The sequence below is a fragment of the Streptomyces marokkonensis genome (genome assembly GCF_039539045.1).
GTDB classification, from domain to species: Bacteria; Actinomycetota; Actinomycetes; order Streptomycetales; family Streptomycetaceae; genus Streptomyces; species Streptomyces marokkonensis.
Genome location: NZ_BAABCQ010000367.1, coordinates 1 through 1586 on the forward strand (window position 1 = coordinate 1; position 1586 = coordinate 1586).

General features: G+C 69.8%; 1 protein-coding gene. It reads left to right on the forward strand.

All coding sequences use genetic code 11. From position 1 onward, the window contains the following. The first annotated feature begins 130 nt into the window (after window positions 1-130). A complete protein-coding gene (locus tag ABEA26_RS35905; protein WP_345598261.1) occupies window positions 131-1576 on the forward strand; it encodes an NF041680 family putative transposase in 1446 nt (481 codons plus the stop codon). Window positions 1577-1586 lie beyond the last annotated feature (10 nt).

A 1586-nucleotide genomic window follows, 5' to 3' on the forward strand; every position in this document is an offset into this window, starting at 1 on the left:
CTGAGCTTGGCGTTTAACCTCGCAGGTCACACGACCTGCTGATCTGCGGTTCTTTCCGGGACAGCGGGGGCGGCCGTTCTCCACGCTTCGAGATGTCGAGTCACGAAGTACAAGAGAACGGCCACTGTGTATGAGTCTGTCTGTCGATGCGCCCGCAGGCGAGGCGTTGGACGTGTTGTCCCGCTTTCGGGTCGAGTTCTACGAATGCCTCTACGCTCGCCAGGACGCACTCTTCGAGCTGGCGGACGCGATGCTGTGCGCGGACGGGCCGGTGAAGACCCTGGTCGAACTGTCGCTGGAGGTCGAGCACCGGCGCGGGCACGGTGCGCTGTACGCGGCCCTGGGCCGGGGGTGGCTGGAGCCGACGCGGTTGCGCCGTGCGCTGGCCGGCCTGCCGCTGCCGAAGGCGGCCGACGGGCGGATCGTGCTCGCCGTGGACGTGTCGCACTGGCTGCGACCCGACGCTCCCACCAGCGCCGACCGGCTCTTCTGCCATGTCTACGGACGCGGCGACCGCAGCTCGGACCAACTGGTGCCCGGCTGGCCCTACTCTTTCGTCGCGGCACTGGAGTCCGGCCGCACCTCCTGGGTCGCTCTGCTGGACGCAGTCCGCCTGGGCCCGGCCGATGACGCGACCACCGTCACTGCAGCCCAACTCCGCAACACCGTCGACCGGTTGACGAGCGCGGGCCACTGGAAGCCGGGCGACCCGGACATCCTGATCATGATGGACTCCGGCTACGACGTCGCCTACCTGACCCACGCGCTCGCTGGCCTGCCCGTCGTGCTGGTAGGGCGCCTGCGCTCGGACCGGGTCATGCTCCGCGACCCAGGCCCTGCCCGGTCGGGCCCCCGGGGCGGGCGCCCCCGTCGGCATGGCGGCGTTCTCACGTTCAAGAAGCCCGACAGCTGGCACGAGCCCGACGTAACGACCGCCACGGACACCACCCGCTACGGCACGGCCACCGCGACGGCCTGGGACCGGATGCACCCCCGGCTTACCCACCGCGGCCCCTGGCTGAACCACGCCAAGGAAGAACTCCCCGTTCTGCACGGCACGTTGATCCGCCTGAAGGTCGAGCACCTGCCCGGTGACCGGGACCCGAAACCGGTCTGGCTGTGGTGCTCGGCCACCGCTGCCGCACCGGCAGACGTGGACCGCTGGTGGCAGTCCTTTCTCCGCCGCTTCGACCTGGAGCACACCTTCCGGCTGATGAAGCAGACCTTGGGCTGGACGGCCCCGAAGGTCAGGAATCCCGACGCGGCCGACCTGTGGACCTGGCTGATCATCGCCGCCCACACCCAACTCCGCCTCGCCCGGTCCCTTGCCGAGGACCTACGCCGCCCCTGGGAACGGCCCGCAAAACCCCGCTGCCTCACCCCCGCCCGCGTCCGCCGGGGGTTTCGCAACATCCGCGCGACCGCGGCCCGCCCGGCAGCCGCACCGAAACCGTCCCGCCCAGGCCCCGGACGACCACCCGGCTCGAAGAACAAGCAACGGGCCAGGCGCCACGATGTCGGCAAGACCGTCAAACGCGCCGAGTCAATCAAGGAACACCAAGCCCAGCGAGGTTAAACGCCAAGCT